This window comes from Pseudomonas sp. DG56-2 (genome assembly GCF_004803755.1).
GTDB classification, from domain to species: domain Bacteria; phylum Pseudomonadota; class Gammaproteobacteria; order Pseudomonadales; family Pseudomonadaceae; genus Aquipseudomonas; species Aquipseudomonas auratipiscis.
On sequence record NZ_CP032311.1, the window covers coordinates 5,066,869 to 5,090,166 of the forward strand.

General features: G+C 59.0%; 21 protein-coding genes and 2 pseudogenes. 10 read left to right on the forward strand and 13 right to left on the reverse strand.

Going from position 1 to position 23,298, the window contains the following annotated elements:
* Positions 1–59: 59 nt before the first annotated feature.
* Together D3Z90_RS23295 and trmA are read left to right on the forward strand one after the other, a co-directional pair.
* Entirely contained in the window at positions 60–1,355 is a 1,296-nt protein-coding gene (locus D3Z90_RS23295) for an NCS2 family permease (RefSeq protein WP_136478243.1), read from the forward strand.
* Positions 1,352–2,437: a tRNA (uridine(54)-C5)-methyltransferase TrmA gene (gene trmA, locus D3Z90_RS23300; RefSeq protein WP_136478244.1), complete on the forward strand. Its 1,086-nt coding sequence runs from the start codon at positions 1,352–1,354 to the stop codon at positions 2,435–2,437. The genes D3Z90_RS23295 and trmA overlap by 4 nt, the downstream gene beginning before the upstream one ends.
* A 55-nt stretch (positions 2,438–2,492) precedes the next feature.
* Here the strand turns inward: trmA and D3Z90_RS23305 are convergent, their stop codons facing one another.
* On the reverse strand, positions 2,493–3,659 hold the full coding sequence (locus D3Z90_RS23305) for an alkaline phosphatase family protein (RefSeq protein ID WP_136478245.1): 1,167 nt from the start codon (positions 3,657–3,659) through the stop codon (positions 2,493–2,495).
* Between the two features lie 166 nt (positions 3,660–3,825).
* Here D3Z90_RS23305 and D3Z90_RS23310 point away from each other — a divergent pair, with 166 nt between their 5' ends.
* Positions 3,826–4,686 carry a shikimate dehydrogenase gene (locus D3Z90_RS23310; RefSeq protein ID WP_136478246.1) on the forward strand — a complete coding sequence of 287 codons (861 nt, stop codon included), beginning with the start codon at positions 3,826–3,828 and terminating at the stop codon, positions 4,684–4,686.
* A 49-nt stretch (positions 4,687–4,735) separates the two neighbouring features.
* On the opposite strand, the gene D3Z90_RS23315 is transcribed toward D3Z90_RS23310, so the two are convergent.
* The gene (locus D3Z90_RS23315) at positions 4,736–5,404 is read right to left on the reverse strand and encodes a TetR/AcrR family transcriptional regulator (protein WP_136478247.1); all 669 of its coding nucleotides are present in this window, start codon (positions 5,402–5,404) and stop codon (positions 4,736–4,738) included.
* A 77-nt stretch (positions 5,405–5,481) separates the two neighbouring features.
* Entirely contained in the window at positions 5,482–7,389 is a 1,908-nt protein-coding gene (gene quiC, locus D3Z90_RS23320) for a 3-dehydroshikimate dehydratase QuiC (protein WP_136478248.1), read from the reverse strand.
* A 301-nt stretch (positions 7,390–7,690) separates the two neighbouring features.
* Here quiC and D3Z90_RS23325 point away from each other — a divergent pair, with 301 nt between their 5' ends.
* On the forward strand, positions 7,691–9,031 hold the full coding sequence (locus D3Z90_RS23325) for an MFS transporter (RefSeq protein WP_136478249.1): 1,341 nt from the start codon (positions 7,691–7,693) through the stop codon (positions 9,029–9,031).
* On the opposite strand, the gene D3Z90_RS23330 is transcribed toward D3Z90_RS23325, so the two are convergent.
* The 4 genes and pseudogenes from D3Z90_RS23330 to pcaH all read right to left on the reverse strand — a co-directional run bounded on the left by D3Z90_RS23330 (position 9,028) and on the right by pcaH (position 11,486).
* Positions 9,028–9,906, reverse strand: coding sequence for a DMT family transporter (locus D3Z90_RS23330; RefSeq protein ID WP_136478250.1), 879 nt, complete (start codon positions 9,904–9,906; stop codon positions 9,028–9,030). The genes D3Z90_RS23325 and D3Z90_RS23330 overlap by 4 nt on opposite strands.
* Positions 9,907–9,971: 65 nt before the next feature.
* Positions 9,972–10,049: pseudogene (locus tag D3Z90_RS23335) on the reverse strand (IclR family transcriptional regulator); the annotation flags it as partial.
* Between the two features lie 101 nt (positions 10,050–10,150).
* Positions 10,151–10,756 (reverse strand): protocatechuate 3,4-dioxygenase subunit alpha, encoded by a 606-nt coding sequence (pcaG, locus tag D3Z90_RS23340; RefSeq protein ID WP_136478251.1) that lies wholly within the window; start codon positions 10,754–10,756, stop codon positions 10,151–10,153.
* A gap of 10 nt (positions 10,757–10,766) precedes the next feature.
* Positions 10,767–11,486 (reverse strand): protocatechuate 3,4-dioxygenase subunit beta, encoded by a 720-nt coding sequence (pcaH, locus tag D3Z90_RS23345; protein ID WP_136478252.1) that lies wholly within the window; start codon positions 11,484–11,486, stop codon positions 10,767–10,769.
* Positions 11,487–11,686: 200 nt separating this feature from the next.
* Between pcaH and D3Z90_RS23350 the strand changes: the two genes are divergently transcribed.
* The 3 genes and pseudogenes from D3Z90_RS23350 (at position 11,687) to D3Z90_RS27470 (ending at position 14,687) form a co-directional block, all read left to right on the forward strand.
* On the forward strand, positions 11,687–12,568 hold the full coding sequence (locus tag D3Z90_RS23350) for a neutral zinc metallopeptidase (protein WP_136478253.1): 882 nt from the start codon (positions 11,687–11,689) through the stop codon (positions 12,566–12,568).
* A 334-nt stretch (positions 12,569–12,902) separates the two neighbouring features.
* Positions 12,903–13,832: pseudogene (locus tag D3Z90_RS27465) on the forward strand (methyl-accepting chemotaxis protein); the annotation flags it as partial.
* Positions 13,833–13,973: 141 nt separating this feature from the next.
* Complete coding sequence (locus D3Z90_RS27470; protein ID WP_371922334.1) at positions 13,974–14,687, forward strand: methyl-accepting chemotaxis protein; 714 nt, start codon at positions 13,974–13,976, stop codon at positions 14,685–14,687.
* A gap of 51 nt (positions 14,688–14,738) precedes the next feature.
* Here D3Z90_RS27470 and ggt read toward each other — a convergent pair whose 3' ends face one another.
* The 3 genes from ggt to D3Z90_RS23370 all read right to left on the reverse strand — a co-directional run bounded on the left by ggt (position 14,739) and on the right by D3Z90_RS23370 (position 18,078).
* On the reverse strand, positions 14,739–16,406 hold the full coding sequence (gene ggt / locus D3Z90_RS23360) for a gamma-glutamyltransferase (RefSeq protein ID WP_136478255.1): 1,668 nt from the start codon (positions 16,404–16,406) through the stop codon (positions 14,739–14,741).
* A 117-nt stretch (positions 16,407–16,523) separates the two neighbouring features.
* Positions 16,524–17,420, reverse strand: coding sequence for a LysR family transcriptional regulator (locus tag D3Z90_RS23365; protein WP_136478256.1), 897 nt, complete (start codon positions 17,418–17,420; stop codon positions 16,524–16,526).
* 67 nt (positions 17,421–17,487) lie between these two features.
* Complete coding sequence (locus tag D3Z90_RS23370; protein ID WP_136478257.1) at positions 17,488–18,078, reverse strand: NAD(P)H-dependent oxidoreductase; 591 nt, start codon at positions 18,076–18,078, stop codon at positions 17,488–17,490.
* A gap of 193 nt (positions 18,079–18,271) precedes the next feature.
* On the opposite strand from D3Z90_RS23370, the gene D3Z90_RS23375 reads away from it, so the two are divergent.
* Positions 18,272–18,586 (forward strand): putative quinol monooxygenase, encoded by a 315-nt coding sequence (locus D3Z90_RS23375; RefSeq protein WP_136478258.1) that lies wholly within the window; start codon positions 18,272–18,274, stop codon positions 18,584–18,586.
* On the opposite strand, the gene D3Z90_RS23380 is transcribed toward D3Z90_RS23375, so the two are convergent.
* Entirely contained in the window at positions 18,576–19,340 is a 765-nt protein-coding gene (locus D3Z90_RS23380; RefSeq protein ID WP_136478259.1) for a sulfite exporter TauE/SafE family protein, read from the reverse strand. The genes D3Z90_RS23375 and D3Z90_RS23380 overlap by 11 nt on opposite strands.
* Before the next feature lie 77 nt (positions 19,341–19,417).
* On the opposite strand from D3Z90_RS23380, the gene D3Z90_RS23385 reads away from it, so the two are divergent.
* Together D3Z90_RS23385 and D3Z90_RS23390 are read left to right on the forward strand one after the other, a co-directional pair.
* Positions 19,418–20,356: a LysR family transcriptional regulator gene (locus D3Z90_RS23385; protein WP_136478260.1), complete on the forward strand. Its 939-nt coding sequence runs from the start codon at positions 19,418–19,420 to the stop codon at positions 20,354–20,356.
* A gap of 47 nt (positions 20,357–20,403) precedes the next feature.
* On the forward strand, positions 20,404–20,748 hold the full coding sequence (locus tag D3Z90_RS23390) for a cupin domain-containing protein (protein WP_136478261.1): 345 nt from the start codon (positions 20,404–20,406) through the stop codon (positions 20,746–20,748).
* Positions 20,749–20,850: 102 nt separating this feature from the next.
* On the opposite strand, the gene mmsB is transcribed toward D3Z90_RS23390, so the two are convergent.
* Both mmsB and D3Z90_RS23400 read right to left on the reverse strand, forming a co-directional pair.
* Entirely contained in the window at positions 20,851–21,738 is an 888-nt protein-coding gene (gene mmsB / locus D3Z90_RS23395; RefSeq protein ID WP_136478262.1) for a 3-hydroxyisobutyrate dehydrogenase, read from the reverse strand.
* Positions 21,739–21,748: 10 nt separating this feature from the next.
* Positions 21,749–23,275 (reverse strand): CoA-acylating methylmalonate-semialdehyde dehydrogenase, encoded by a 1,527-nt coding sequence (locus tag D3Z90_RS23400; RefSeq protein WP_136478263.1) that lies wholly within the window; start codon positions 23,273–23,275, stop codon positions 21,749–21,751.
* Positions 23,276–23,298 lie beyond the last annotated feature (23 nt).

Below are 23,298 nucleotides of genomic sequence, written 5' to 3' on the forward strand. Positions count from 1 at the left end.
GTGCTTTGCTGATGGGGTCGATACATTCACGGCGCCGGGGCGCGCCACGGGGAGCAGGCATGCTGGAAAGGCTGTTTCAACTAAAAGCACACAACACCAATGTCCGCACCGAAATTCTCGCGGGCGTCACTACCTTCCTGGCCATGGCCTATATCCTGTTCGTCAACCCGAGCATTCTCGGCGAGACAGGCATGGATAAAGGTGCACTGTTCGTCGCTACCTGCCTGGCTGCCGCCATCGGTTCGACGACCATGGGCCTGATCGCCAACTATCCGATCGCCCTGGCGCCGGGCATGGGCTTGAACGCCTTCTTCACCTACACCGTGGTCCTGCATATGGGACACACCTGGCAGGTTGCGCTGGGGGCGGTGTTCATTTCGGCCGTGCTGTTCTTTCTGCTGTCGATCTTTCGCATCCGTGAATGGATCGTCAACAGCATCCCCCTGCCCCTGCGCTCGGCAATTGCGGCGGGTATCGGCCTGTTCCTGGCACTGATCGCCTTGCACAACGCTGGTATCGTGGTCGATAACCCTGCGACCCTGGTGGGCCTGGGCGATCTCAAGCAACCCGCACCGATCCTCGCCACCCTGGGCTTCTTCCTGATCGTCGCTCTGGAGGCGATGAAAGTGCGTGGTGCCGTGTTGATCGGCATTCTGGCGGTGACTGTGGCGTCGATCGTCATGGGTGTCACCCCGTTCAATGGCGTCGTGTCGATGCCGCCATCGCTGGCTCCGACCTTCCTGCAACTGGACATCAAGGGTGCATTGGACGTTGGTCTGATCAGCGTCATCTTCGCCTTCCTGTTCGTTGACCTGTTCGACAACTCCGGCACCCTGATCGGCGTCGCCAAGCGTGCCGGTCTGATGCGCAAAGACGGCCACATGCCGAAAATGGGACGTGCGCTGATCGCCGACAGTACTGCGGCCATGGCCGGTTCCCTGCTGGGCACCTCGACCACCACCAGCTACATCGAATCGGCTGCGGGCGTGAGTGCTGGCGGACGCACGGGCCTGACCGCCATCGTGGTTGCCGTGCTGTTCCTCCTGGCGCTGTTCTTCGCCCCACTGGCCGGCAGTGTTCCAGCTTTCGCCACCGCTCCGGCCCTGTTGTTCGTCGCCGTTTTGATGGCCTCGGGCCTGGCTGAAATAAACTGGGACGACATTACCGAGGCAGCCCCCGTGGTCGTGACCGCGCTGGCCATGCCGCTGACCTACTCGATTGCCAACGGTATCGCTTTCGGTTTCATTTCCTGGACCGCGATCAAGTTGCTCTCTGGTCGTCGCCATGACCTGAACGCAGCCCTGGTGATTCTTTCGATCCTGTTTGTCATCAAGCTGGGCTGGTTCAACGCATGAGTGCTGTTTTAGACCCTTCAAGCTACACCCAGCAACTCGACGCCAAGGCTGCACGCCTGCGCGAGTTGCTGGCGCCTTTTGATGCACCCGAGCCTGCGGTGTTCGATTCGCCACGCGAGCACTATCGCCTGCGTGCCGAATTTCGCCTGTGGCGTGAGAACGAACAACGCTTCTATGCGATGTTCGCCCCGGGCGAGAAGCACACGCCGATCCTGATCGAAGACTTCCCGATTGCAAGCCTGCGCATCAATGATTTGATGCCGCGGCTCAAGGCTGCATGGCAAGCCAGTTCGGCACTGAGTTTCAAGCTGTTCCAGGTGGAGTTTCTGACCACACTGGCCGGCGACGCGATGATCACCCTGTGCTATCACCGCCCTCTGGACGAGCACTGGGAGGCAGCGGCGCAGCAACTGGCCAAAGACCTGGACGTAAGCATCATTGGTCGCTCCAAGGGCAAACGCCTGGTGATAGGCCGCGACTACGCGGTCGAGGAACTGCAGGTCGCCGGCCGTAGCTTCCGTTATCGTCAGCCCGAAGGCGCGTTCACCCAACCTAACGGTATGGTGAACCAGAAGATGCTCAACTGGGCCTACGAGGCGCTCGGTGAGCGTCAGGACGACTTGCTTGAGTTGTACTGCGGCAACGGCAACTTCACCCTGCCGTTGGCAACGAGGGTGCGCAAGGTACTGGCCACCGAGATCAGCAAGACCTCGGTCAACGCCGCCTTGCACAACCTCGATGACAACGGTGTGGACAACGTGCGCCTGGTGCGACTGTCTGCCGAAGAGCTGACTGAAGCGCTGAACGAAGTGCGTCCATTCCGTCGCCTCGAAGGCATCGACCTCAAGAGCTACCAGTTCGGCAGCGTCTTCGTTGATCCGCCGCGTGCCGGTATGGACCCGGATACCTGCGAACTGACCCGACGCTTCGACAATATCCTGTACATCTCGTGCAACCCGGAAACCCTCGCGGCGAACATCGCCCAATTGCACGACACCCACCGCATCGAGCGCTGCGCGCTGTTCGATCAGTTCCCGTATACCCACCACATGGAAAGTGGTGTGTTGCTGGTTCGACGCTAACTAGGTAAGCGCGGGGCAAGCCCGCGCCGCCTGCGCTAATCCGCGCAGGCGTGGATTAGCGCAGCGCCCCTGAACACATCAGCAACGGCACCAACTGGTCGTCATCGGTCAACGCGCCGTGGTGCCCACGCCACTGGCTGGCGTGTTTTTCCATTTCACTGCGAATAATTCCACCGGCCCCTGTTGGCACCACGATCAGGTCGCCAATCCGCGCCTCTGCATGGCTGAGCAGTACATCACCGAACAGTCCTGCAGAGATGGCCTGGGCCTTGGAAAACACCCGATAATTGTCACCTAGACGATTTTGCCAACGTTCGTGGACCCGGTCCTGCTGAGCAGGAACATATAAATAACGTGCGCGAACATCCCCCGCAATCGCGCGCACGCCCTCCTGCAACACCGGATCTGAGTCGAAGTCGCGCACCTGCTCGCTATCGAGCGCCAGCATTCCATGATCCGCGATCACCATGACCTGCACCCGCTCCGGCAGTTTACCGACAATGGCTTGCGCCAACTGATCAGCAATTTCCAGTTGCTTGAGCCACGCTGGCGACCCCGGCCCGAACAAATGCCCGGCAAAGTCCAGATCACCGAAATAGGCAAAGCAAAAAGACGGTTCGCCACCTTCCAGGGCTGCGTTGATCAAGTCTGGATAGGCGTCGTAAGCAGGCGCCGGAAGAATCCGTCCGGCTTTGTAGATCGCCCTGCTGAAATCCGAATTGGCATAACGACCAAGCATGACGGTGCTGATGGCTATGCCCTGGTCGCTGGCCAGGCTCCAGGCGTCGGGAGGCACAATGAAGGACTCCGGTGAGGGTGCTGCAGCGGGCGGCACGTCGGCGCGCAGAGCTGTAGTGGTCCAGGACAGCGGCGACAACTCGGTCTGCTCGTCCAGGGCAAAACTGCAGCCGACTATGCCATGGGCACCACTGCCCAGCCCGGAAGTTACCGAGGCAAGGCTGGAGGCAGTCGTAGCCGGGAAGCCCACACGAAAGTGCGAGTCCGGTTGCATCAACGAGGCCAGAAACGGCGCATGCCGGGCATGAGCCCGCAACAGATTCCAGCCCAAGCCGTCGATCAACAGCAAGCAGGTCGCTTGGGAGCGGTCGAGTCGAAAATTGTTACGTAAACCCCGCCCTCCCAGCGCGGCAAAGATCGATTGGGTCAGGTTTGCCAGACCTGGCCAGGTCTCCCCCATCAACTGCGAGTCTCTGAGCGGCATCGCCGTGTCTCCCTCCGTGGTCAAGTGCAGAACAGGTGTAGCACAGGCTGTGCGATCAGCGCACAGAAAAGTGGGACGCGGCGCTTTGACCAATTGACCGAATTAACCATCCGGTACATTTTTGCAAGGCGCGTCTCTGCCCAAGAACAACAATGGAGTCAACCCGATGAATCCGGCTACTTCTCCCGGCATTCTTGCCGGCCTGATCGGTGCAGGCATCCAGGCCTCACGTACCCCGGCACTGCATGAGCACGAAGGCCGTGCATCAGGTCTGAACTACCTGTATCGCCTGATCGACCTGGACAGCCTGAAGCTTGACAGCAGCGCCCTTGAACAGCTGCTCAGCGCCGCCGAATGCATGGGCTTTACCGGTTTGAACATCACCTTCCCTTGCAAGCAGGCAATCCTGCCGCTGCTCGACGAGTTGTCTGCAGAAGCCCGCGGCATTGGTGCGGTCAATACCGTGGTGCTCAAGGATGGCAAACGCATCGGCCACAACACTGACTGCCTGGGCTTTGCTGAAGGCTTCCGTCGAGGCCTGGCCGATGCTGCATGTGGCAACGTGGTGCAGATGGGAGCCGGTGGCGCTGGCGCAGCGGTAGCCCATGCGCTACTGGCAGAAGGTGTCGAGCAGTTGTTCGTGTTTGACCTCGAGACAGCCCGAGCACAAGCGTTGGTGGACAACCTCAATGCGCATTTTCGCGGTGCCCGGGCACGCATCGGGCATGACTTGCCAAGCGTGTTGGGCGACGCTGATGGTCTGGTCAATACCACGCCTCTGGGCATGGCCAAACTTCCGGGTACTCCTGTACCCAAAGCCCTGCTGCGACCTGAGTTGTGGATTGCGGAAATTATCTATTTCCCATTGCAAACCGAGCTCTTGCGTGATGCCCGAGCCTTGGGTTGCCGCACCCTGGATGGGTCGAGCATGGCCGTATTTCAGGCGGTGAAAGCGTTTGAGCTGTTCAGCGGCTTGAAGCCGGATGCGGCGCGCATGCTGGAACACTTCAACAATATGGGAAGGTGAGGTACAGCGCGGAGCAAGCCAGGTTGACCTGCTCCGCGGTTGCAAAAGGTCAGGCCTGCAAAAACTTGAGCACTGCCTCGCAAATCATTTCGCGGTGCCGCGCCTTGAGCGTCGCATCTTCGAAATCGACCTGGAACATCTCGCCAAAGGTGTTGCGATTTGAAACGCGATAAAAGCAGAAAGAGTTGATCAGCAAGTGCACATCCAACGCCTCCAGGCCCTGGCGAAATACCCCCTCGGCAGCCCCGCGGCACAGTACTTCGTCAAGTGCCGCCAGTACGGTGCTGTTCATCGAGCGAATGGCCGATGAGCGCTTCACGTATTCGGCGTGATGCATATTTTCGTTGCAGACGATCCGCACAAAATCCACATTGCGGTCATGGTGATCAAAGGTGAACTCCACCAGGCGCCGGATGCCTTGACGCGGCTCCAGCTCAGCCAGGTGCAAGCTGCTCTCGGTATTGCGTATATCACCGTAGAGTTTCTCCAGCACCTCCACGTACAGCTGCTCCTTGCTGTTGAAGTAGTAATAGATCATGCGCTTGGACGTTTGCGTGCGCTCGGCAATGGCATCGACCCGCGCCCCGGCGAGGCCCTCTTGGACAAACTCGCTGATAGCCGCCTGAAGGATATTCTCGCGGGTCTTTTCCGGATTGTTCTTGCGCCCCTTACGCGCCCCTGGTGTAGAGGCGGCGCAGAGTGCTGGAGTAGTTGTCATACGGGACTCGTGGCCAACAATTAACCCGGCGATTATGAGCTGCAGGACTCAAGGAAGAAAGCCTGCAGCCCAACCCTCTACAAACGTGCTGGCGACTGCACGCCTGTGCGCGCCTTGGCCATCGCCGCCAGACGCACCGCAACATTGGCTGCGCCATAACCGCTGTAGCCATCGCGCCGCTGCAACACCTCAAAGAAGAAGCGCTCCTCGAACGGCTCGGTGTAGACGTGAAACAGCTCCCCGCCCTGGGCATCACGATCGTAAAGCACATTGTAGTAGGCCAGCTCGCTGAGAAACTCATCATCGAAGTCGAAGCGTGCAGCCAGGTCGTCGTAATAGTTGAGCGGAATGTCGAGCAAGGCCACGCCGGCCTCTTTGGCCTGTTTCACCGCTGCAAAGATGTCATCGCACTCGAACGCGATGTGGTGCACACCCGAGCCACGATAGTGGGATATCGCATGGGCAATCGCAGTATTGCGATTCTCCGAGATATTCAAGGGCAGGCGTATCGAACTGCAACGACTGCGCAAAGCACGGCTCTTGACCAGGCCATAGGGATCGGGCAACACCACTTCGTCATCGGCGGCGAAATCCAGCACGCTTTTATAAAACAGAGCCCAACTGTCCAGACCCTCAGCGGGCAATGCCAGGGCCATGTGATCGATGCGCTTGAGACCCAGGCCTTTGCCCGCGGCTTGCACGTGGCTGAAATCGGTATCGTAAATGGTTCGACCCTGCGCATCCTGATCGACCAGGTAGATCAGGCTACCATCTGGAGCACGTACAGCTGCCAGTTCACGCTCATTGGGGCCGACCAGACCACGATAAGGTTGGCCCTGGTAAGCAACCGCACGTGCCAAAGCCTGTGCACTGTCCTTGACCCGGATTGCGGTGGCACACAACGACGGACCATGGCTTTCGAAAAAGTTGTGCGCAAACGAATAGGGCTCGGCGTTGAGGATCAGATTGATATCGCCCTGGCGCAGCAAGCTGACATTCTTCGAACGGTGCGCACCAGCGCGCCTGAACCCAAGACGCTGCAGCCAATTGCCAAGCTTGGCTCCGAGGGCATCATCCACCGCGAACTCAAGGAACTCGACGCCATCGTAGGCATCGGCCGCAGGGGGCGCGAACAACAGATCGTCGAGCGGCTGTCGAGCCTGCAGTTCAAGGCGCTGGCGAGTCTTTTCCTCAAGGTACAGCAGCGAACGCAAGCCATCGGCTGCATTGGCCCGCGGCGGCGCGGCGCGAAAGCCATCGTTGAAGATTTCCAGCGACAAGGGCCCACGGTAGCCACTTGCCAGAATCGGTGCCAAAAAGCCTGCCAGATCGAACTCACCCTGCCCCGGGAAACAGCGAAAATGGCGGCTCCACTCCAGCACGTCCATCGCCAGGATCGGCGCGTCGGCCATCTGCACGAAGAAAATCTTGTCCCCAGGCACCTGGGCGATCGCCGAAGGATCCCCCTTGAGCGACAAGGTATGAAAACTGTCGAGAATCATCCCCAGGCTTGGGTGATCCGCAGCCTGGACAATTTTCCAGACCTGCTGCCAGGTATTTACATGGCGCCCCCAGGCCAGCGCCTCGTAACCGATTCGCAGGCCGCGCGCACCTGCTCGTTCCGCCAGCAGACGCAGATCATCAACCAGCAACTGATGCTCGCCCGAAGAGTCGGCAGCGACATTGCTGCACACCAGCACCAGGTCGGTTTCCAGTTCCTGCATCAAGTCGAACTTGCGCTCGGCGCGATCCAGATTGCGCTCCAGGCGATTACGACGGCAGCCTTCAAAATCTCGAAACGGTTGGAACAGGCTGATGCTCAGACCCAGGTCGGCACAGCGCTGACGGATTTCTCGAGGGCTGCCGGCGTAGTACAGCAGGTCATTTTCAAAGATCTCGACACCATCGAAGCCCGCCGCGGCGATAGCTTCAAGTTTCTCTGGCAGGGTACCGCTCAAGGATACAGTGGCAATCGAACGCTGCATTTTTATGGCTCCGATGGGCAGGCAAAACCCGGATATTGCGATTATTGGAGCTGCGCATTTATTGCTCAACAAAAAAGGGACTAACTGGTTAGTTTTGTGTTCGATTATCGCCCATAATAGCGATCCACGAATTGACCCGTTTTTGACCACAGGCGCACCATTTCGACACAGGGCAACGCGATCCACGGGCCAAAAGCTCATTGACGCTTGCCGTTTCAATCGACAGCCGGGCACCCCGGCGGCTTTGAGCATTGCGTCACCAGGCTTGACCCATAAACATAAAAATACGGGTAACCTTCCCATGATTCATTCGCAAAGCACCCGCATAGCCCAGCCAATGGTCAGTACTGCGCACGCCGGTATCGGCGACAAAATTCGAGGTGCCATGGCGGTCGGCAAGACCCGTTGGTCCATGCTTGCCCTGGTATTTTTCGCCACAACCCTGAACTACATCGACCGCGCCGCCCTTGGCGTCATGCAGCCCATCCTGGCCAAAGAAATGAGCTGGACAGCGATGGACTACGCCAACATCAACTTCTGGTTTCAGGTCGGCTACGCCATTGGCTTTGTCCTTCAGGGACGCTTGATCGACCGCATCGGTGTCAAGCGTGTGTTCTTCTGCGCCGTGCTGCTCTGGAGCCTGGCCACCGGCGCCCATGGCCTGGCCACTTCAGCGGCAGGGTTCATGGTCTGCCGATTCATTCTTGGCTTGACCGAGGCGGCCAACTACCCCGCGTGCGTCAAAACCACGCGCTTGTGGTTCCCGGCAGGCGAGCGCGCAGTGGCCACTGGCATATTCAATGCCGGAACTAACGTGGGGGCGATGTTCACGCCAATGTTGCTGCCACTGGTTCTCACCGTATGGGGGTGGCAGGCCGCTTTTTTTGGCATGGCGGCGCTCGGTCTGGTCTGGGTGATTTTCTGGGGCTTGAAGTACTTCAATCCGGAAGACCATCCAACCGTCAGCAAAGAAGAGCTGGCCTACGTGCAGAGTGAAGTTGAACCCGATCAGGCTCGTGTACCGTTCTCACGCATCCTGCGCATGCGCGGCACCTGGGCATTCGCGCTGGCCTATTCGATGACAGCGCCAGTGTTCTGGTTCTATCTGTACTGGCTGCCGCCTTTTCTCAACCAGCAGTACAGCCTGGGAATCAACGTGACGCAGATGGGTATTCCACTGATCGTCATCTACATCAGCGCCGACTTCGGCAGCATCGGCGGCGGCATTCTCTCGTCGTTCCTGATCGGCCGTGGCATGGCAGCGGTCAAGGCCCGACTGCTGTCGATGCTGTTGTTCGCCGTCACCATCATCGGCGTGATCTTTGCCGCAGGTGCCAGCAGCTTATGGGTAGCAGTGATGGCCATTGCCCTGGCTATTGCCGCACACCAGGCCTGGACTGCCAATATCTGGAGCCTGGTGATGGACTACACGCCCAAGCACATGATGAGTACGGTATTCGGTTTTGGCGGGATGTGCGCCGCCATTGGCGGGATGTTCATGACCCAGTTGGTGGGCTATATCCTGACTACCACCAATAACAATTACACGGTGCTGTTCACCCTGATCCCGGCCATGTACTTCCTTGCGTTGATCTGGATGTACCTGCTGGCACCACGCAAAGTGCCGAAAGTCGAAGCTTAACGACTGCGTTGCAACCAGGCTGCACCGAGTCCGCTCAAGCAGATCAAGGCAATACCAACCAGCCCGGCTATGTCCGGGCTGTGTCCGAACAGCACCAGACCGAGAATTCCAGCAAACACGATCTGGCAATAACTGAACGGCGCCAGCATGGCCGGTGGCGCATGTCGGAAAGCCTGGGTCAAAAACAGGTGCGCGGTCATCCCGAAAGTACCCAGTGCCACGGCCATCAACCCGTGAATCAGGCTCGGCGTCTGCCAAAACATCGGTACCACAGCGCTCATCACCAGCGTATTGAGCAAGCCGGTAAAGAAGTTGCTGGTGGTGGGGCTATCGATGCCGCTGAGTTTGCGGGTCAGCAATTGGTAGAAACAGAAACACAAGGCCGAACCAAAAGGCAGCAACACCGCAGGTTTGAACAGTTCGCCGCCTGGATGAATGATCACCGTCACCCCGACGAAGCTCACCAACACTGCCACCCACTGCCCACGAGTGACCTTCTCGCCCAGCAAGGGTAGCGACAGCGCTGTCACCAGCAATGGCGCAAGGAAGTTGACCGCCGTGGCTTCGGCGAGCGGGATGTATTGCAAGGCGGTGGTAAACAACAGGCTGGTGCCCAGCAGGCACAAGGCCCGCAGGGTCTGCAGGCCCGGCCGTTTGGTGCGCAACACGCGCAGCCCGGACTGCGGCAGAAAAATCACCATCATCAGCAGGGTATGCACCAGGTAACGCGCCCACACCACCCACAGGATCGGATAAAACCCGGCCAGGTACTTGGACAATGCGTCGTGACTGGCAAACAGGAACGTTGCCAACACCACCAGCAAAATGCCCCGTAATGGCTGGCTGGTATCGGTGAGCGAGGTAGGACGGGGCATTTGCTCGGCTCGCAGGATAGCGCTGCAACAGCAGCGGGCTGGACGGCTCAGTCTATAGGGTTATTTTGCATGGGCAACCCGCGTGGCTCGCTGGTGAGCCGCTCAAGAAGATTGAAGGCGCGTTGGATCTGACTGCCAGCCATGGGTTCGATCCCTGGGATATGTACCGATGCCAAAGAGCCACGGCCAAGGCGCCGATAATGGCGGGGCGTCTCAAGTTGCCCCGCGACCAGGTCCACTCACCTTAGAAGTCGAAAAACACCGTCTCGCCTTCACCTTGAATGCGAATGTCGAAGCGATAGGCCAACTTGCCATCAACTTCACAACGGGTCGCCACCAGTGTTTCGCGTCGTTGCGGTTGCTCGATCAGGTTGAGCACTGGGCACTGGCTGTTGGCCTGGGCCTCGTCATCGAAGTACAGGCGCGTTTGCAGATGGATGTTGATCCCCCTGGCGAACAGGCTGACATTGATATGTGGCGCCATGGGTACGCCTGCGCCATTGTTGACCACACCTGGCTTGACGGTATGCAGGGTCCATTCACCCGCATCAAAGGTGGTGGCCGTACGGGCAAAGCTATTGAAGGGTTTCTCCAGATCGAAATCGCTGTGGTACTGGCCATTGTGATCTGCCTGCCAGAACTCCAGGAATGAATCGCGCACCAAGTGGCCATTGCCGTCGTAGACGTTGCCGAACACCAGAATATGTTCACCGGGCGCATCCGGGCGTGCCATGCGGTTCCAGATTTCCTGATCACGACCCGGGTTACCGGCCGCTTCCAGGGCCAGACCAATGTGGACATACGGGCCAGCGGTCTGCGAAGGGGTTTCTGGCAGCAATTGAATGGGCATAGACACCTCCTCAGCAGTTTTCAAAATGGGTTTTGCGCTGGCCGCGCAAGACGATGTCAAAACGATAAGCCAGGCAATCCATCGGGTTGCCGTTGCTCATGTCCAGGCGTGCGATCAGGCTCTGCACTGCTTCAGGGTTGGTGATCGATTTGACGATCGGGCACATCGGAATCAATGGATCACCCTCGAAGTACAGCTGGGTGATCAAGCGCGTGGCAATCGACGGGCCGCTGATCGACACATGAATGTGCGCCGGGCGCCAGTCGTTTGGACCATTGCGCCAGGGGTACGGACCCGGCTTGATAGTGCGGAAACTGTAATAGCCTTCGCTGTTGGTCAAGGCGCGGCCGACACCACCAAAATTGGGGTCCAGCGGTGCCAGATAGCGGTCGTTCTTGTGGCGGTAGCGGCCGCCGGCGTTGGCTTGCCAGATTTCTACCAAGGTGTGCGGAATCGGCTTTCCATACTGATCGCAGACGCGGCCAGCAAGAATGATCCGCTCGCCAATCGGCAAACCGCCATTGTTGAAATTGAGCAGCAAGTCATGATCGTGCTGGCCAAACTTCAGATGGGAGAAATCCGGACCCGTGCTTTCGCTGATCGATTGGGGAATGCTCACCAGCGCCTGACGTGGCGAACGGGCAATGGAGGTTTTGTAGTCTGGGGTAAGGGCTTTTGGATGCCAGTTGCGATCACGGATAGCGAAGCGACTGTTGTCTTGCGCAGACATGCCGTTCTCCTGTCTTGGAATTATTGGAGCGCCTGGTCGTGGCAGGCGAGCTTGCAGTTTCCGATAAGCAGGCTGTAGATAACATTGAAAAGAGTCCGGGCTAACATAACCAAATGGTTATGCTTAACGCAGGAACCTGACAGAGCAATGGCGGGTGAACTAATCTTTGAGCTCATGTTTCCAAGCGCAGGAGAGCACTCATGCAATGGCGAAAAGGCAGGCGTAGCGACAATGTGGTCGATGCCCGTGGTGAGGGTGGCGGCGGCATGCGCTTCGGCGGTGGCAAGGGCCTGAGCATAGGCGCGATCCTGTTGATCGTCGGCATCGGCTGGGTTACCGGGCAGGATCCTCTGCAGATCCTCGGCCAGTTGGCTGGGCAGATGGATCAGCAAAGCGCACCGGTCAGTACTGGCCCGGCCAAAGCTCCCCCTGCCAACGATGAACAAGCAGAATTCGTCGCCTCGATTCTGGGCGACACTGAAGACACCTGGCGGGCGATCTTCGCCCAGGCGGGTCGTCAATACAAAGACCCGACTCTGACCCTGTTCAGCGGCCAGATCAATTCGGCGTGCGGGTTCGCTTCGTCGGCTGTCGGTCCGTTCTATTGCCCGGCCGATCAAAAGGTCTATCTGGACATGAGTTTCTTCCGCGAAATGGAGCAGCGCTTCTCTGCTGCCGGTGATTTCGCCCAGGCTTATGTTATTGCCCATGAAGTCGGCCACCACGTGCAGACCCTGCTGGGTGTTTCGACCAAAGTCCAGGCCGCGCGCCAGCGGGGCGAACGTATGGAGGGCGATAACGGCCTGCTGGTTCGTCAGGAGTTACAGGCCGACTGCCTGGCCGGTGTCTGGGCCTACCAGGCGCAGCAACGTCTGAACTGGCTTGAGCCAGGTGACATCGAGGAAGCCTTGAACGCCGCCAACGCGATTGGTGATGATCGTCTGCAACAACAAGGTCAGGGTCGGGTAGTACCGGACTCGTTCACTCACGGCACGTCCCAGCAGCGTGTACGCTGGTTTAAAACCGGATTCGCCAAGGGTGATATCAACCAGTGTGACACCTTCGCTGCCCGCGCCTTGTAGCCCTCGCTTCTGTTGCCGCGGCAGTCTTTGGTCTGCCGCGGCAACACCTCGAAACGACCATTGAGCATATTTGCTGAAAAAGCGTTTCAGCTCCGGCGCAAGCCGCCGATAAACCCTGCTCAAAGCATCGACTGGCCTTCAAAAAGAACAACCTTCCAGCGATATGGATCAAGAAGCACAACGTTCCTGGAGGGACTGTATGAATAGCTGGTTTGCCAACATCAGCGTCAACCTGAAACTTGGCCTGGGCTTCGGCCTGGTGCTGCTGCTCACCAGTCTGCTGGCCTTGACCGGCTGGAACAGCATGGGTGGATTGATCAATCGCAGCAACTGGATGAGCGACATAACCCAGCTCAACAGCGACTTGACCAACCTGCGCATCACCCGCCTGCAATACATGCTGACCAATGGCGACGATGCCGCCGCCGGCAACGTGCAGGTCAAGTTGAATGCCTTCAGTGAACAACAACAGAAGCTGCTTAAAAGCTTCAAGAGCCCGGAAAACGTCAAGCTGCTCCAGGACCTGGGCCAGACCATTAGCGAGTACCAGGTTTCGATCAATAAAATGCGCGCGGGCTACAAAACCAGCCTTGCCGCGCGAGACGCGATGAACCTGGCAGCCTCACGCGCCATCGAGCTGGTGGAGGCGATCAATCGCGATATTCTCGCCCTGCCCGAAAGCGACGCCAGCCGTCTGGATCAGTTCCGTACTATCACCCAGGCCAAAGAGCAACTGTTTCAAGTACGCCTGGCAGTGCGCAGCTACATAGCCGACATCAGCAGCGAAACCGAACAACTGGCCCTGCGTCAGCTGGATGGCGCGCTCGCCGAAATTGCCGGTCTGAACCGTCAGATGCCGAATGAGGCAGCGCGTATCCAGCAGTTCGAAAGTGCCGTGCTGGCTTACCGCGATGCCGTGCGCCAGTTCCGCGATGCCATTGCCGATGTTGCTGTCGCTCGCCAGGAAATGACCGTACAAGGCGCGACGATCGTCAAGACCAGTGATGCCCTGTACAAAATCCAGCTTGATCGTCGAGACAGCGAAAGTGCCCAGGCCCGAACCTTGCAGGTCACCGCTACGCTGCTGGCGTTGTTGGTCGGCATACTGGCTGCAGTGATCATCACCCGCCAGATCACTCGCCCGTTGCGCGAGACCTTGGCCGTAGTGGACAAGATCGCTTCCGGTGACCTCACCCACAATCTGCACATTACCCGTCGCGACGAATTGGGCGTACTGCAACAAGGCATCCAGCGCATGGGCGCGACCTTGCGTGACCTCATCAGCGGTATCCGCGATGGCGTAACTCAGATCGCCAGCGCTGCCGAAGAGCTGTCGGCGGTGACCGAAGAAACCAGCGCCGGGGTCAACAGCCAGAAAGTCGAGACCGACCAGGTCGCTACCGCCATGCACGAAATGGCTGCCACCGTGCAAGAAGTCGCACGCAACGCCGAACACGCCTCCTCTGCCGCTACCGATGCCGACGCTCAGGCACGCGCCGGAGACCAGGTGGTTGCCGAGGCGATCGGCCAGATCGAACGCCTGGCTGAAGAAGTGCGTCGCTCCACCGAAGCCATGGGGCAGTTGCAGCAGGAAAGCCAGAAGATCGGCAGCGTCATGGATGTCATCAAGTCGGTTGCCGAACAGACCAACCTGCTGGCGCTGAACGCAGCGATCGAAGCAGCTCGCGCCGGTGAAGCCGGACGTGGCTTCGCGGTTGTTGCCGATGAAGTTCGCGGCCTGGCTCAACGCACGCAGAAGTCCACCGAAGAGATTGAAGAACTGGTGGCCGGCCTGCAGAGCGGCACTCAACAGGTGGCCAATGTGATGCACGGCAGCCGCAACTTGACCGAAAGCAGTGTTGAACTGACGCGCAAGGCCGGGGCTTCGCTGGAAAGCATCACGCGCACCGTGTCGAGCATTCAGTCGATGAACCAGCAGATTGCAGCGGCAGCCGAACAGCAGAGCGCAGTGGCCGAGCAGATCAGCCGCAGCATCCTCAATGTGCGTGACGTCTCGGAGCAGACCGCGGCGGCCAGCGATGAAACTGCGGCCTCCAGCGTTGAACTGGCTCGACTTGGCAACCAGCTACAAACCTTGGTCAGCCACTTCCGCGTCTGAGCATAAAACCGAGCCGCTCCTACAGATCATGATCTGCAGGAGCGGTGGTGCTTACTTGATAACGTGTCCAACCCCACGACCACGTGGGTCGGAAGCGGTTTCCAACGTCGTGCCATTGACGCGGATCGCCTGGATATCACCCATTTCCCAACCTTGATCCTCAAGGATGTAACCCATCTTCTTCAGCTCTTCGGCAACCTTGCCAGTCAGCGGCGCGTAGGCATCGAAATAGATAGTGTCCTTAGGCAGCAGTTGGTGATGCACACGTTGTGCGGCTACGGCTTTTTCCAGTGGCAGGTTGTAGTCATACAGGTTGTTCAACACCTGGAAGATCGAAGTGAAAATCCGCGAGCCGCCCGGCGTGCCCAGTACCAACGTGACCTTGCCATCGCGCGTGACCAGCGTCGGCGCCATGGACGAGAGCATGCGCTTGCCCGGCTCGATGGCATTGGCATCGCCGCCCACCACGCCGAACGCATTGGCCACGCCTGGCTTGGAACTGAAGTCGTCCATCTCATCATTGAGCAGGAAGCCCGCCCCCTTGACCACGACGCCACTGCCATAGTCCCAGTTCAGGGTGTAGGTGTTGCTGACCGCGTTACCCTGCTTGTCGACGATGGAGAAATGAGTGGTCTGATGCGGTTCCAGGCCCGGACGGACTTTTTCGGTTTCGGAAATTGCCGTCGGATTGATCTCTTGGGCGCGTTTTACCAGGTAGTCCTTGGCAATCAACTTATCCACAGGCACCTTGGAGAACGCCGGGTCTCCCAGGTAATCGGCACGGTCGGCAAACACGCGCTTCTCGATTTCTGCCAACAGATGGATGTAGCGGGCAGAGTTGAGCTCGACGCCCTTGAAGTCCGCTGCACGGTTTTCCTTGATGCCCAGCAGCTGTGCCAGGGCTACGCCACCCGAGCTTGGCAGCGGAGCGGTATAGACCATGTTGCCGCGCCACTCGATCGCCATCGGATCACGCCATACAGCTTTGTAGTCCTTGAGGTCGTCCTTGCTGATCAAGCCGTTGTCGGCCTGCATCTGCGCGACCAGCAGATCGGCAGTCTTGCCCTGATAGAACTCGCTGACGCCCTTGTCGGCTATGCGCTCCAGCGTTTGCGCCAACTCAGGCTGCTTGAAGGTTTCGCCAACTTTCATGCTGCCGAAGTAGTCATTGAAGTTGGTGCTGTCCTTGAACAATCCCAAGGCATCTTCGCGATACTGGTACTGCTTGGCAGCAATTTTGAAACCGTTTTTCGCGTAGCCCACTGCCGGGGTGATCAACTCGGCCCAAGGCAACTTGCCGAACTTCTGATGCGCCTCCCACAAGCCCATCACCGTGCCTGGTACCCCGGCTGCGCGGGAACCGACCAGGCTCAGGTTTTCAATGATCTCGCCCTTTTCGTCCAGGTACATGTTGCGACTGGCAGCTTTGGGCGCTACTTCGCGGTAGTCGAGGAAGTAGGGTTTGCCATCCATGTACAGAGTCATGAAACCACCCCCGCCGATGTTCCCGGCTTCAGGGTAGGTCACCGCCAGGGTAAAGGCGGTGGCGACGGCGGCGTCTACCGCGTTACCGCCTTTTTTGAGCACTTCAGCGGCTACCTGTGCACCATATTGATCGGGGGCGGCTACCGCGCCACCCTCCAACGTCACAGCGTAGGCCGATGAGCTGGCGATTATCGCGGCACTCAGGCCCAGGGTTCGGAACATCACAACGCGCATGAGAGCTTCCTTGGTGTTGTTTTCGTTGAACAGCCATTAAGGCTGATGTCCGAAAACTAATCAAACAGCGCCGGAAAAATCGCCGTTTGCAGGAAGGTTTTGTCGCGCTTGAAGCAATCAGCAGGCGTAGATCGCCAGCTTGTGCTGAATGAAATCGAGAAAACACTGAATGCGCAGGGCCAACTGCGAGTTACGGTAGTACACGGCGTTGATTGGCTGACGATAGCCGCTGTTGAATTCGGGCAGCACCACCTGCAAGCGCCCCGTTCGAATGTCTTCATGCGTCATGAAGTGCGACAGGCAAGCAATGCCTTCTCCGGCCAAGGCCAGTGAACGCAGGGTTTCACCGCTGGAAGCAGACAGGCTCGGACGGATCAGCAGGCGATCCCCTTCGGCATGACGTATCGGCCAATGGTTGAGCGTTTCGGTTTGGGTGAAGCCCAGCAGCGAATGCTCCAACAAGTCTTCGACTCGTTTGGGCTGACCATGGCGCGCCAAATAGTCCGGGCTGGCCAAGACGTTCAGTGGACTGCACCCCAACGAGCGCGCATGCAGGCTGGAGTCGGCCAAGTCACCAATACGAATGGCCACATCCGTACTCTGTTCGATCAAATCGATGATCAAGTCGCTGGTATTGAGCTCCAACTGAATCTGCGGGTACAGCGTGCGGAACTCACTCACCCAGGGCACGATTGCGTGCAGCATGAAGGGCAAGGCAGCATTGATGCGCAGGCGTCCTGAAGGTGTCTGGTGATGGACCGACAGGTGCTCTTCGAGATCGTCCATCTGCTGCAGGATCGACTTGGCCCGCTCGAAGAAAAACCGTCCTTCTTCAGTAAGGTCCATACGCCGGGTGGTGCGGTTGATCAGCGTGGTGCCAAGCTTGGCCTCCAGGCGCGACAAGGTGCGACTGATCGCCGAAGGCGTCTGCCCGCCCTGCTCGGCCGCCGCGGAAATAGAGCCGCACTCGATGACCGAGACGAACACCTGCAATTCATCGGATCTGGCTTTCACGGCTGTACCTCGGGGTGAACGACAGCCGTGATAGATAGCCGCTTGTAGCAGGCAACGCAAGGTTTCATCAGGCCTGGATCTGGAAAACCTGGGCAAGGTGCTGCTCATAGGCAGCAACTGCGGCCTCGACGTTTGGACGCTTCATCACATCTACCGCCAGATAGGTCGGCAGCGCGCTCATACCGAGAAACTGATTGGCCTTGTGGAAGGGAAAGTACACCGCGTCCACACCCTTGCCTTCGAAGAAATCATCCGGGTCATCGAACGCTTGCTGCGGTGCGTTCCAGGTCAGAGAGAGCATGTATTGCTTGCCCTGAATCAGGCCGCCGCTGCCATACTTCTGCGACGCATCGGAACGTGTGCGCCCATCGTTGGCATAGAGACTGCCGTGACCTGCTGTGAACACTTCATCCAGGTACTGCTTCACCGTCCATGGAGCGCCCATCCACCAACCTGGCATTTGATAGATGATGACATCAGCCCAGAGGAACTTCTGCACTTCTTCGGCGTTGTCATAACCGCCATCGATGTAGGTGGTCTTGACGTCGAAACCGGCACGATCGAGGAACGCTAGGGCGGCCTCATGCAAGGTTTCGTTCAGACGGCCATCGGAGTGAGCAAATTTTTTACCGCCGTTGAGCAATAGAACTTTTTTCATCACTTGCCTCATCTGTCGTGCGATCAACTACGGCGTCTTGGCCGTCGGATCGGATCAATTTGGATGGCGGCAGATTAGAGGTAGAAACACGGCAGAAAAACCATCGCCCACGCAAATTACTTTTGTCCTAAAAGCACGAATACAACACACATTAATGAAATAAAATCAGTTCACCCCAAACCAGAGGTGCACCATGAGCGAACCCTACGGCTTCATTCTCAAAGCCAAAACCCGTCCGGAAAAAGCCGAGGCCTTCGAAGCACTGTTCCGCGCCTACGTGCAACCCAGCCGTTCCGAACCCGGCTGCATCGAATACCACATGCTGCGCGACAAGGAGGATCCGAGCCTGTTCGTGTTCTACGAGATCTGGGCCAGCAAAGCCGCGCTGGATGTGCACTCGGCCCTGCCGCACATGCAGGCATTCTTCGACAAACGCATGGACTATCTGGAGCGCGACTTCGACATTCAATTGATCGATATGCTCAGCCCGTCCTCCGCTAGCCGTTAAGCAACAGGTGCGCGCCAAGCAGCGCCAGGCCGACAAAGAAACAGCGCTTGAACAGCGCGGCGCTGATGCGTTGGCGCAACCATTGGCCCGCCAGCATGCCCAGCAGCGCCGGCGCCAGCATCAGCAAGGACGCTGCCAACGTCTGCGCACCGAGTGCATCCTGACCAGCCAGGCCCAGCGCCAACGCCAGCGTCGACACCGTGAAAGACAGGCCCAAAGCCTGAACCATCTCATCGCGGCTCAGGCCTAGACTCTGTAAGTAAGGCACCGCAGGAATGACGAAGACGCCCGTGGCCGCGGTAACTATTCCGGTGAGCAAACCGCACACGGGGGCGCTCCAGCGTTCCCATGAGGGCGGCGTCGCGAAGCCACGAGCGACCAATCCATACACTGCATACACCAGCAGCGCCCCACCCAAAGCGTGGGCCGCCCAGGCACCACTGTTGATTCCCAGCCAGGCACTGCCCACCAGGGTGCCAACAAAGGTCATCAGCATCAGCGGCCACAAGCGCCGCAACAACGCTGCCAAATGCCCGCCCGCAGCCAGTTGCCAGAGATTGGTCAAAGTTGAGGGCACGATGAGCAGCGCCGCAGCCTGTGCCGGAGATATAGCCACCCCGAGCACGCCCATGGCAACGGTCGGCAAACCCAAACCGATCACGCCCTTCACCGCGCCCGCCAGAACAAAAGTGAGCAGTACCAGCAGCGATAGAGCCGGGCCAATTTCCTGATAAAAGCCAATGAAGTTCGTCATGGGGTCATGGTGCCTGCCGCGCCGACCGCTGAATATCTGCCATATACTGAGCCAGACTATTGCCCAGGCAGAGGCTCATGCATTTCGATCTGATTGACCTGCGACTTTTCCAGCACACGCTGGAATGCGGCAACATCACTGCCGGTGCGCAGTGCAGCCATCTTTCCCTGCCGGCAGCCAGTGCGCGTATTCGTGCCATGGAGGCATGCCTTGGTACAGCACTGCTCGAACGAAACCGCCGTGGCGTACAAGCGACCCCGGCGGGTCAGGCCCTGCTCCAGCATGCGCGGCTGATCGGCCAGCAGGTGGAGCGCTTGCAGTTCGATCTGGCCCAATATGCCCTGGGCCTGCAAGGCCAGGTACGCTTGCTGTGCAACACCGCAGCATTGAGCGAATACCTGCCTGAACTGCTCGCAGGCTTTCTGGCCGGGCATCCGGCCATCACCCTTGACGTCCAGGAACTGCCGAGTTTGCGTATTGTCCAGGCTATTACCCAGGGCGCGGCGGATATCGGCATCATTTCTACCGCCGTTACCAGCGAGCACCTGCAAACGCGCGCTTTTCGTGACGACCCGCTCGTGCTGATCATGGCGCCCGAACATCCCTTGGCCGTCCACACCCACCTGCGTTTTGCCGACACTCTCGCCCATGGCTACGTGGGCCTGTCGACGGACAGTGCCTTGAGCCTGCATCTTGAAGAGCAAGCCCTGCACCTTGGCCAGCGACTCCAGGTGAGAGTTCGGGCCGAAGGCTTCGATGGCATGATCCGCATGGTGGCCCATGGCGCAGGATTGGGGGTGGTGCCGCTGGCAGCCGTGCGGCGCTGGCAGGGCGTACTGGCCTTGCGCAGCATGAGCCTCGAAGAACCCTGGGCCCAGCGTCAATTGCTGTTGTGTGCGCGTGACTTCGCTAGCCTGCCTGGGCATGGCCAAGCGTTGGTGCGGCACCTGCAAGCCCAACAGCAAGCGGCGCAGATCGAGCGCTCGAGGTCGAGCCCAGACAACTCCAGCGACTAGATCGGACCTATGGTAACGGACCTCTCATCAGACCGTTTGGAGCTGACATGTCCGACTTCATCACCGTTCTACGCAACACCTGCCCGACCCCGGTACTGGATGCAACCAAGTGGAAACGCATTGCCGGCGACCCGCACACCGTGAACCTCAACGCCTACCTCTCCACAGATGGCAGCAAGATCATGGGCACATGGATCTGCACCCCGGGTACGTTCGAGGTGAATTACGAGAAGTGGGAATACTGTCATTTCCTCGACGGCTACTGCGTGATCACGCCGGAAGGCGAGCAACCGATTCACCTGAAGGCAGGTGATGTATTCGTGATCGAGCCGGGAATGAAAGGCACCTGGGAGGTGGTGGAGACGGTGCGCAAATATTTCGTTTTTGCCTGATTACATCCGGGCGGCCAAACAACCCGTCGCTGGCAAGGCGAGCTCCCACAGAATCAGGTGTGCGCAGTACCTGTGGAAGCCCGCCTTGCTAGCGATGCCTGGTTACTCGGGTTTGCGATAGCCTTCGACAATCGCCGAGAAGTCCTTGCCGCCATCACCGCGCAGGCTCATGGCTTGGTAAAGCTGTTGGGCCACGGCGCCCATGATTACCGGTTGATGCGCCTGGCGCGCAGCTTCGGTAGCCAGGCCCAGGTCCTTGAGCATCAACTCGGCACCAAAGCCACCGGTATAACCCCGTGACGCTGGCGCGGTCTCGACAATGCCCGGCCAGGGGTTGTAGGTATCGGAGCTCCAGCAGCGCCCCGTGGAGCTGTTGATAATGCCCGCCAGCACTTTCGTGTCGATTCCCAAGGCATTGCCCAGGGCCATGGCTTCGGAAACCCCGACCATCGAAATGCCCAGCAGCAGGTTGTTACAGATCTTGGCGATTTGGCCAGTCCCTACCTCACCGCAATGAACAATGTTGCGCCCCATCTGCGCCAGTACCGGTTGCAGCGTGGCAAACAGCGCCTCGCTGGCACCGACCATGAACGTCAGGGTGCCCGCGGCCGCACCGCCGGTACCGCCTGATACCGGTGCGTCGGCCAGATCCACACCCTGCTTGGCCGCCGCAGCGGCGACATCTCGGGCGGTCTGCGGATCGATGGTGCTGCAGTCAACCACCGGGGTGCCGGCACGCACGCCTGCCAACACACCGTCTTCGTTCAGGTACACACCGCGCACATGGGCGGCGGCAGGCAACATGGTGATGACCAGTTCGCTCTGCTGCGCTGCATCACGCGGCGAGCTGCTGATCTGGGCGCCGAGTTCGGCAAGCTCGGCCAGCACGGTTTTGTTCAGGTCAAACAGCTGCAGCTGGTGTCCGGCCTTGATCAGGTTGCGGGCCATTGGCGCGCCCATGTTGCCAAGGCCGATGAATGCAATACGCATGATGAACTCCTTAGCGCAGGCTGATAGTGGTGTTCACACCGTCGTTGACACTGTCGTCATCGAACCAGCGGCTGGTGACGGTCTTGGTCTGAGTGTAGAACTGCACCACTTGCTTGCCGTACGGGCCCAGGTCGCCAAGTTTTGAACCACGCGAACCGGTGAAGCTGAAATACGGGACCGGCACGGGAATCGGGATATTGATTCCGACCTGGCCGACGTCGATTTCGTTCTGGAACTTGCGCGCCGCAGCACCACTTTGGGTGAACAGGCCAGTACCGTTACCAAACGGGTTGCGGTTGACCAGGGCAATGGCTTCGTCGAGGGTGTCGACTTCCAGCACCACCAGTACGGGGCCGAAGATTTCCTGGGTGTAGATCTGCATGTCGGTGGTCACCCCGGAGAACAGGGTTGGCCCGACGAAGTTGCCCTGCTCAAAGCCTGGCACACTCACATCACGGCCATCGAGCTCAAGCTTGGCACCTTCCTGGATGCCGCTTTCGATCAGACCCAGCACGCGCTCCTTGGCACGCTTGGAAATCAGCGGACCGACGTCAGTGCCAGGTTCGCTACCGGCGTTGACCTTGAGGTTTGCAGCCAGCGCCTTGAGTTCGGGCAGCCACTCACGCGCCTTGCCGACCAATACCGCCACCGAAGTCGCCATGCAGCGCTGGCCAGCCGCGCCGAAGCCGGCACCGACCAGGGCGTTCAGGGTTTGCGTACGGTTGGCGTCCGGCAGCACCACGGCGTGGTTCTTCGCGCCCATCATCGACTGCACGCGTTTGCCGTGCTGACCTGCGAGGTTGTAGACGTGGGTGCCCACCTCTGTGGAACCGACAAAGGAAATGGCCTTGATGTCAGTGTGAGTGCACAGGGCGTCGACCACCTGCTTGCCGCCATGTACCACGTTCAGCACACCGGCCGGAACACCGGCTTCCAGAGCCAGCTCCACCAGCATCATGGTCGACAGCGGATCCTGCTCGGACGGTTTCAGGACGAAGGTATTACCGCAGACGATGGCCATCGGGAACATCCACAGCGGAATCATCGCCGGGAAGTTGAACGGCGTAATGCCCGCGCACACCCCAATTGGCTGACGTAGAGTATAGGTATCGACACCACCAGCGACGTTCTCAGCGAACTCGCCCATTTGCAGGCTGCCGATGCTGCACGCATGCTCGACCACTTCCAGGCCGCGGAAAATATCGCCTTCAGCATCGGCGATGGTCTTGCCTTGCTCGGCGCTCAGTACCACAGCGATACGCTTGGAATGCTCACGGATAAGCGCCTGGAGCTTGAGCATGATGCGCATGCGTGCGCCGATCGGCGTGTCGCGCCAGGTCTTGAAAGCACGCTGGCCGGCAGCGATGGCTGCATCAACTTCTTCGACAGTGGCGAACGGCACACGGGCGAGCACTTGTTGCGTGGCCGGATTGACCACGTCGCGCCATTCGCTGGTCTTCGATTCGACCCATTGGCCGTCGATCAGCAGCTTGACCTGCTCGACCTTGGTTTGGCCGGGAGTAAGGGATGCGTTCATGTGCGTTCTCCTGAAATTGTTGT

Bases quoted from the DNA above. Each gene is read 5' to 3' on its own strand.
- D3Z90_RS23295 (WP_136478243.1), top strand. From the start codon at position 60: ATGCTGGAAAGGCTGTTTCAACTAAAAGCACACAACACCAATGTCCGC.
- trmA (WP_136478244.1), top strand. From the start codon at position 1,352: ATGAGTGCTGTTTTAGACCCTTCAAGCTACACCCAGCAACTCGACGCC.
- D3Z90_RS23305 (WP_136478245.1), bottom strand. From the start codon at position 3,659: ATGCCGCTCAGAGACTCGCAGTTGATGGGGGAGACCTGGCCAGGTCTG.
- D3Z90_RS23310 (WP_136478246.1), top strand. From the start codon at position 3,826: ATGAATCCGGCTACTTCTCCCGGCATTCTTGCCGGCCTGATCGGTGCA.
- D3Z90_RS23315 (WP_136478247.1), bottom strand. From the start codon at position 5,404: ATGACAACTACTCCAGCACTCTGCGCCGCCTCTACACCAGGGGCGCGT.
- quiC (WP_136478248.1), bottom strand. From the start codon at position 7,389: ATGCAGCGTTCGATTGCCACTGTATCCTTGAGCGGTACCCTGCCAGAG.
- D3Z90_RS23325 (WP_136478249.1), top strand. From the start codon at position 7,691: ATGATTCATTCGCAAAGCACCCGCATAGCCCAGCCAATGGTCAGTACT.
- D3Z90_RS23330 (WP_136478250.1), bottom strand. From the start codon at position 9,906: ATGCCCCGTCCTACCTCGCTCACCGATACCAGCCAGCCATTACGGGGC.
- pcaG (WP_136478251.1), bottom strand. From the start codon at position 10,756: ATGCCCATTCAATTGCTGCCAGAAACCCCTTCGCAGACCGCTGGCCCG.
- pcaH (WP_136478252.1), bottom strand. From the start codon at position 11,486: ATGTCTGCGCAAGACAACAGTCGCTTCGCTATCCGTGATCGCAACTGG.
- D3Z90_RS23350 (WP_136478253.1), top strand. From the start codon at position 11,687: ATGCAATGGCGAAAAGGCAGGCGTAGCGACAATGTGGTCGATGCCCGT.
- D3Z90_RS27470 (WP_371922334.1), top strand. From the start codon at position 13,974: ATGCACGAAATGGCTGCCACCGTGCAAGAAGTCGCACGCAACGCCGAA.
- ggt (WP_136478255.1), bottom strand. From the start codon at position 16,406: ATGCGCGTTGTGATGTTCCGAACCCTGGGCCTGAGTGCCGCGATAATC.
- D3Z90_RS23370 (WP_136478257.1), bottom strand. From the start codon at position 18,078: ATGAAAAAAGTTCTATTGCTCAACGGCGGTAAAAAATTTGCTCACTCC.
- D3Z90_RS23375 (WP_136478258.1), top strand. From the start codon at position 18,272: ATGAGCGAACCCTACGGCTTCATTCTCAAAGCCAAAACCCGTCCGGAA.
- D3Z90_RS23380 (WP_136478259.1), bottom strand. From the start codon at position 19,340: ATGACGAACTTCATTGGCTTTTATCAGGAAATTGGCCCGGCTCTATCG.
- D3Z90_RS23385 (WP_136478260.1), top strand. From the start codon at position 19,418: ATGCATTTCGATCTGATTGACCTGCGACTTTTCCAGCACACGCTGGAA.
- D3Z90_RS23390 (WP_136478261.1), top strand. From the start codon at position 20,404: ATGTCCGACTTCATCACCGTTCTACGCAACACCTGCCCGACCCCGGTA.
- mmsB (WP_136478262.1), bottom strand. From the start codon at position 21,738: ATGCGTATTGCATTCATCGGCCTTGGCAACATGGGCGCGCCAATGGCC.
- D3Z90_RS23400 (WP_136478263.1), bottom strand. From the start codon at position 23,275: ATGAACGCATCCCTTACTCCCGGCCAAACCAAGGTCGAGCAGGTCAAG.